Origin of the sequence: Kitasatospora saccharophila (assembly GCF_039529925.1) — a bacterium.
Classification (GTDB): domain Bacteria; phylum Actinomycetota; class Actinomycetes; order Streptomycetales; family Streptomycetaceae; genus Kitasatospora; species Kitasatospora saccharophila.
On record NZ_BAAANS010000065.1, the window covers coordinates 36,235 to 42,241 of the forward strand.

The following is a 6,007-nucleotide window of genomic DNA, read 5'->3' on the forward strand; positions in this document are numbered from 1 at the left end:
CCCCCGCGGCAGCCCGGAGCTCCGGTCCGGCGGGACACCCCGCCCGACCGGAGCTCCGCCGCACCCGGCCCCGACCGGGTCGGTTTCCCGTCCTCGCAACTGTGATTCCCTGACCTGCTCGCTTCGGCTCCGGGAGCATCGAACGCGCGAGAACGGGCGGCGGCGCAGCTGATTCGGAGGCTTGCCGGTGCGCGGCTCGGGGACGGAACACGGCCCGGGCCGGCGGTCCGGCCGGGTGGTGCGGTGGCGCGGTCGGACGGTCCGGGGCGTCCTGTTCCGCGGTGGTGCTGGTCGGGCGGGGGTCAGGTCAGGGGTTGGGGCGGGGTGGAGGCGCGTTCGTCGTAGGCGGTGCGGGCGGCTTGGACGGATCGGGCGTGGCGGACCGACCAGTTGCCGATTGCGGCGGTCAACTGACCTGCTTCGAGGCCGAGTTCGGTGAGTGAGTACTCGACGCTCGGTGGGACGGTGGGGTAGACGGTGCGGTGCACCAGGCCGTCGCGCTCCAGGGCGCGGAGGGTCTGGGAGAGCATCTTCTGGGTGATGCCGTCGAGCAGGCGCCGCAGTTCGTTGAAGCGCAGCGGCCGTTCGGAGCGGCGCAGGGCCGCCAGGGCGTAGAGCACCCACTTGTTGGCGAGCACCTCGATGACGGTGCGCGAGGGGCAGTCGCGGCGGTAGGTGGCTGACCGGTCCTCGGCGGGGGCGGCTTGGGCGGTTTCCATGAGGTACCTGAGTATCAGTCAGGTGCCTTCTTCACAAGGGATACCGCCCCGGCCGAGGATGGGTGGCGGGCCGGCCGGAGCGGTCGGCCACCCGGACGAGGGGGAGCGGCATGGGCGCCCGGATGCGCGCGGTGAGTCAGGACGGGTACGGCGGGCCGGAGGTCCTGCGGGTCGTCGAGGTGGAGCGGCCGGAGCCCGGACCGGGGGAGGTGCTGGTGCGGGTGTTGGCGGCCGGGGTGAATCCGGCGGACTGGAAGATCCGTTCCGGGGAGGTGGCCAGGTTCGGCACACCCCCGTTCGCGGAGCGGTTCACCGTGGGCATCGACCTGTGCGGCACGGTGGTGGCGCTCGGCCCGGGGGCCGACCGGTTCCGCCCGGGGGAGCGGGTGTTCGGCTGCGCGTTCCCGCCGCGCGGCGGATACGCCGAGTACGCGGTGGTCGCGGAATCGGCGCTGGCCGCGGCCCCGGCGGCGGTGGACGCGGTGGGGGCGGCGGCACTGCCGGTCTCGGCGCTCACCGCCTGGCAGGCGCTGGTGCGGGTGGCCGAAGTCAGCCCCGGTCAGCGGGTGTTGGTGCACGCTGCGGCGGGCGGGGTAGGGCACCTCGCGGTGCAGGTCGCCAAGGCCCGGGGCGCGTACGTGCTGGGCACCGCCCGGGCGGCGGGGCACGGTTTCCTGCGCGGGCTGGGCGTCGACGAGCCGATCGACTACACGGCGGGCGACTTCGCGGCGCTCGCCCGGGACGTCGACGTCGTGCTGGACCCGATCGCGGGCGACTACGGTCCCCGTTCGCTGGAGGTCCTGGCCCCGGGCGGGATCCTGGTCGACGTGCGCGGTACCGGCCCGGACCGCACGGCCGTCCGGGCCCTGGCGGGGCAACGCGGCCTACGGTTCGCCGAGTTCGGGTTCACCCCGTCCGGCGCGGACCTGGCGGAGCTCGCCGCCCTGGTGGAGTCGGGCGGTCTGCGGGCCGCCGTCGGCCGGGTCCTGCCGCTGGAGGACGCGGCCGAGGCGCACGTGCTGGGCGAGGCGAACCGGGTGCCGGGCAAGCTCGTCCTCGTGCCCTGACCCGGGGCGCCCCTGACCCGGTCCGGGTCGGGCCACCCGGCGGAGGCCGTCCGCGTAGCGGCGCCGCCCCGGGGAGCGGCGCTCAGCGGCTGCCCGGGGCGACCAGCCCGGTCTCGTAGGCCAGCACCACCGCCTGGACGCGGTCGCGCAGGCCCGACTTGGCCAGGATCCGGGCGACGTGGGTCTTCACCGTCGCCTCGGACAGGGTCAGGTGCGCGGCCAGTTCGGCGTTGCTCAGGCCGTGGGCGAGCAGTTCGAGCACCTCGCGCTCCCGGACGGTCAGGGCGGCCAGCGCGCGGTGCCGCTCCGCGTTCTTCCCGCCGGGCGCGTCACCGGGCGCGTCGGGGGACAGGTCGGGGGACGCGCCGGGGGCGGTGCCCGGGCGGCGGGCGAAGCGGGCGACCAGCCGGCGGGTGATCGCCGGGGCCAGCAGTGCGTCGCCGGTGCGCACCAGTCGCACCGCCGCGATCAGGTGCTCGGGCGTCACGTCCTTGAGCAGGAAGCCGCTGGCGCCCGCGTCCAGCGCCGCGTACACGTACTGGTCGAGGTCGAAGGTGGTCAGCACGATCACCCGCGGCGGGTGCGCGGCGTCCGCGGCGAGGATCCGCCGGGTCGCCTCCAGGCCGTCCATCTCGGGCATCCGGATGTCCATCAGCACCACGTCCGGCAGGGTGCGCCGGACGGCCTGCACGGCGGCCGTCCCGGTGTCGACCTCGGCGACGACCTCGATGCCGTCGGCGGCCAGGATCATCCGGAAGCCGGTGCGCACCAGCGCCTGGTCGTCGGCGATCACCACCCGGAGCGGGGCGGGGGCGGAAGTTCCTTGCGGGGGTGGGGTGTTCACGGGTCCTCCGGGCTGCTGGTCAACGGGATCGATGCGGTGACGCGGTACCCGCCAGTGGGTCGCGGCCCGGCCCGGAAGGTGCCGCCGTGGACGGTGACGCGCTCGCGCAGGCCCAGCAGGCCCCGGCCGCCGCCGGTGCCCGCGGCTGGCCCGGGCCGGCCCCCGCCGTGGGCGACGTCCACCCGCAGCCCGTCCGGGCCGTACGCGACGCGGATCTCGGCGCGCGCCCCGACGGCGTGCTTGAGCATGTTGGTCAGGGCCTCCTGGATGACCCGGTAGGCCGTCAACTCGACGGCGGGTGAAAGCTGTTGGCGTCTTCCCTCGACCCGCAGCGCCACCTCGACGCCCGCCGTCCGCAGTCGGCCGACCAGGGCGTCCAGGCCGTCCAGGCCCGGCAGCGGGGCGAGGTCGGCGGCCGCGGCGGGATCGGCGCCGTCGGGGGCGTCCATGGTGAGCAGGCCCATCACGTTGCGCAGGTCGCTCATCGCGGCCCGCCCGCCCGCCTCGATCGCGGCCAGCGCCTCCTTGGCGGCCGCCGCGTCCCGCTCGACGACCATCCGGGCGGCGCCCGCCTGGATCACCATCACGCTCACGCTGTGCGTCACCACGTCGTGCAACTCCCGCGAGATCCGGGCCCGTTCGTGCTCGACGGCCTGCCGCAGCGCCTCGATCCGCTCCAGCTCCAGCACCCGCAGCCGCTCCCGGCCCCGCTCGGCCCGGGCCGCCCACAGCCGGTGCCCCCAGGCCGCCGCCGCGACCGGGCAGAGCAGCAGCAGGGCCATCAGCCAGTTCGGGAAGTGCGGCAGTTTCGCCCGGGCGAACAGCGCCACCAGCACCGCGGCCGCCGCCGGGACGGCCACCGCCAGCAGTCGGCGCCGCCGACCGAAGGCCAGCGCCCCGTACAGCCCGGCCATCACCGCCAGCGCTGCCACGAACAGCACGTCCGGGTAGCCGTGCCGGGCCAACAGGACCACGCAAAAAGCGAGTTGGAAGCCCAGTGCGGCGACCGGCGCCCGGTGCCGCCAGGCCAGCGGCAGCGCCGCGCCGACCGCCAGCACCGCCATGTCCGGCGGCGCGGCCGACGCGTTCGGCGCCACCAGCACGTAGCGCAGCCCGACCAGCGCGAACGCCGCCGCCAGCGCCGCGTCCGCCAGCAGCACCCGGCGCCCCACCGCGGGCCGCTCGGTCGGCGGCCCGTCCGGCCCCGCCGCCCACGCCCGCAACCGGCCTACGGCGCCGCCGAGTTCCACCCCCGTACCCCTCCCGACTACCTCGCAAGGATGACAGCGGCGGCCATCGTCCCCGCGAGGTACGGGAGATGACCCGTCCGAGCGACGTGGCCGCACCGGCTCCGACCCTAGCGTGAGGACCGTTCACCGGAAGACCGAGGGGGAGACCGTGCAGACGGACCGAGCAGTGGTGCAACTCGAAGGCGTGACCCGCACGTTCGTGGACGGACCGGCAGCGCTGCGCGAGGTGTCGCTGACCGTGCGGCGGGGCGAGGCGGTGGCGTTGGTCGGACCGTCCGGCAGCGGCAAGTCCACCCTGCTGAACATGATCGCCGGACTGGACCGGCCCGACGCCGGCACGGTCACCGTGGCCGGCACCCGGATCGACACCCTCGGCGAGGCCGGCGCCGCCCGGCACCGGCGGGCCGCGATCGGCATGGTCTTCCAGTTCTTCCACCTGCTGGACGACCTGACCGTGCTCGACAACGTCGCCCTCCCGGCCGAACTCACCGGCACCCGCCGCGCCGAGGCCCGCCGCCGGGCCCGCACCCTGCTGGACACCCTCGGTGTCGCCCGGCACCAGCACGCCCACCCCGGCCGGCTGTCCGGCGGCGAGCGCCAGCGCGTCGCGGTGGCCCGGGCGCTGGTCAACCGCCCGGCCCTGCTGCTGGCCGACGAACCCACCGGCGCCCTCGACTCCGCCTCCGGCGAGGACGTCAAGGCGCTGCTGCGCGAGGTGCACGCCGACGGCCAGACCCTGATCGTGGTCACCCACGACCCGGCGCTGGCCGCCTCCTGCGCCACCCGCACCGTCCGGATCGTCGACGGCCGGATCGCCGCCGACACCCGCCATGCCGCGAACGCCGCGACCACCGCCGCCGCCACGGACGGAGCCGCCCGATGAGCGCCCTCGGCACCGTGCTGCGCGCCGCCCTGCTCCGGCGCCGGGTGCAGAGCGCCGTCACCGCCCTCGCCGCGACCGCCGCGGTCACCGCCTCGGTGCTCGGCGGCTCGCTGCTGGTCGCCTCCGACGCGCCGTTCGAGCACGCCTTCGCCCGCCAGTACGGCCCGCACCTGACCGCCGAGTTCGACCCCGCGAAGACCGACGCCGCCGCGCTCGCCGCCACCGCGCACGTCCCGGGCGTCACCGCCGCCGCCGGACCGTTCCGCACCGTCGCCACCGACCCCGCCGGGCTCCCCGACGCCCGACCGGATGCCGGACCGGATGCCCGACCCGACACCCGACCGGATGCCGGACCCGCGCTGCCCGCCGGGATGACCCTCGCCCCGATGACCCTGGCCGGCCGCGACACCCCCGGCGGCCCGGTCGACCGGGTCGCCCTGACCGACGGCCACTGGGTCACCGGCCCCGGCCAGATCGTCGTCTCGGCCGACTGGGACGGCCCCCGGCTCCCGGTCGGCGGGACGATCGCCTTCCCCACCGCCGACGGCGGCACCACCGCCCTGCGGATCGTCGGCCTCGCCCGCTCCGTCACCCGCACCGCCGACGGCTGGATCGCCCCCGCCCAGGTCGACGCCCTCGCCGTCAAGGGCACCGGCCTCCAGGAGCTCTACCGCTTCGCCGACGCCGCCACCCCCGACCGGCTCGCCGCCGACCGCGCCGCCGTCACCGCCACGCTGCCCGCCGGGGCGCTCACCGGCGCCACCGACTGGCTCGGCGCCCGGGCGGCCAACAGCCGCGGCACCGGCGTCTTCCTGCCCTTCCTGACCGCCTTCGGCCTGCTCGGCATCGCCATGTCGGTGCTGATCGTCGGCACCGTGGTCGCGGGCACCGTCGGCGCGGACGTCCGCCGCACCGGCATCCTGAAGGCGATCGGCTTCACCCCCGCCCAGGTGGTGCGCGTCCACCTCGGACAGGCCCTGCTCCCCGCCGCCGCCGGCACCCTGGCCGGGGCGCTGATCGGCAACCTGGCCGCCACCGCCGTGCTCTCCGGCACCGAACAGGTCTACCGCACCACCTCCGCGGTGGTCGCCCCGCAGGTCGACGCCGCCGTCGTGCTCGGCACCCTCGCCCTGGTCACCGGCACCGCCCTGCTCTGCGCCCGCCGGGCCGGGCGGATGCGCACCACCGACGCCCTCGCCGCCGGCCCCCCGCCCCGCCCCGCCCGCCGCGCCCCCGCCCGCCTG

At 76.7% G+C, this 6,007-nt stretch carries 6 protein-coding genes; 3 read left to right on the forward strand and 3 right to left on the reverse strand.

Features of this window, described 5'->3' with window-relative positions; all coding sequences use genetic code 11:
* Positions 1 to 302 precede the first annotated feature (302 nt).
* Positions 303 to 719, reverse strand: coding sequence for a winged helix-turn-helix transcriptional regulator (locus tag ABD345_RS33300; RefSeq protein WP_344557665.1), 417 nt, complete (start codon positions 717 to 719; stop codon positions 303 to 305).
* Positions 720 to 841: 122 nt separating this feature from the next.
* Here ABD345_RS33300 and ABD345_RS33305 point away from each other — a divergent pair, with 122 nt between their 5' ends.
* Positions 842 to 1,786 carry an NADP-dependent oxidoreductase gene (locus ABD345_RS33305; RefSeq protein WP_344557667.1) on the forward strand — a complete coding sequence of 315 codons (945 nt, stop codon included), beginning with the start codon at positions 842 to 844 and terminating at the stop codon, positions 1,784 to 1,786.
* Positions 1,787 to 1,868: 82 nt separating this feature from the next.
* On the opposite strand, the gene ABD345_RS33310 is transcribed toward ABD345_RS33305, so the two are convergent.
* A complete protein-coding gene (locus ABD345_RS33310; RefSeq protein WP_380276519.1) occupies positions 1,869 to 2,537 on the reverse strand; it encodes a response regulator in 669 nt (222 codons plus the stop codon).
* A gap of 89 nt (positions 2,538 to 2,626) precedes the next feature.
* Positions 2,627 to 3,880: a sensor histidine kinase gene (locus ABD345_RS33315; protein ID WP_344557671.1), complete on the reverse strand. Its 1,254-nt coding sequence runs from the start codon at positions 3,878 to 3,880 to the stop codon at positions 2,627 to 2,629.
* Positions 3,881 to 4,064: 184 nt separating this feature from the next.
* Between ABD345_RS33315 and ABD345_RS33320 the strand changes: the two genes are divergently transcribed.
* Together ABD345_RS33320 and ABD345_RS33325 are read left to right on the forward strand one after the other, a co-directional pair.
* Positions 4,065 to 4,763, forward strand: coding sequence for an ABC transporter ATP-binding protein (locus tag ABD345_RS33320; RefSeq protein WP_344557673.1), 699 nt, complete (start codon positions 4,065 to 4,067; stop codon positions 4,761 to 4,763).
* A partial coding sequence (locus ABD345_RS33325) for an FtsX-like permease family protein (RefSeq protein WP_344557675.1) occupies positions 4,760 to 6,007 on the forward strand: 1,248 nt, incomplete at its 3' end. The genes ABD345_RS33320 and ABD345_RS33325, both read left to right, overlap by 4 nt.

What these genes read in the sequence shown, in the direction of transcription:
- ABD345_RS33310 (WP_380276519.1), bottom strand. Translation starts at nt 2,537, where the DNA reads ATGATCCTGGCCGCCGACGGCATCGAGGTCGTCGCCGAGGTCGACACC.
- ABD345_RS33300 (WP_344557665.1), bottom strand. Translation starts at nt 719, where the DNA reads ATGGAAACCGCCCAAGCCGCCCCCGCCGAGGACCGGTCAGCCACCTAC.
- ABD345_RS33305 (WP_344557667.1), top strand. Translation starts at nt 842, where the DNA reads ATGCGCGCGGTGAGTCAGGACGGGTACGGCGGGCCGGAGGTCCTGCGG.